General features: G+C 54.1%; 1 protein-coding gene. It reads right to left on the reverse strand.

Annotated features, from left to right (window positions below):
- Positions 1–22: 22 nt before the first annotated feature.
- Positions 23–368 (reverse strand): 30S ribosomal protein S10 (gene rpsJ, locus GFJ41_RS21240; RefSeq protein WP_170076044.1); only part of this gene is annotated, 346 nt, incomplete at its 5' end.

Genomic DNA, 368 nt, shown 5'->3' on the forward strand with positions numbered 1-368 from the left:
CAGGCTGTCAACCCAAAGCTGCTTATGCGTCTGCGATGGTAACCTCAACTTCAACACCAGGCTCGATGCTGATGCTGGTGATCTGCTTGACAATCTCAGATGGGCTGTGAAGGTCAATGAGGCGTTTGTGGATCCTCATCTGAAACCTGTCCCAGGTCTTGGAACCCTCTCCACAAGGTGTCTTACGGGTGGTGATGCGCAGAGTCTTGGTGGGCATACGCACAGGTCCCTTCACCTTAAGGCTCTTCTCCTTGGCACCACGGATCAGATCAGCACACACTTTCTCAAGAGACTTGACATTACGGCTGGTGAGGGTGATCCGGATGCGGTGAATGGCCACCTCCTGCTCAACGGGAGCTTTGCCAGTG

Origin of the sequence: Paraclostridium dentum (assembly GCF_012922555.1) — a bacterium.
Classification (GTDB): Bacteria; Bacillota; Clostridia; order Peptostreptococcales; family Peptostreptococcaceae; genus Paraclostridium; species Paraclostridium dentum.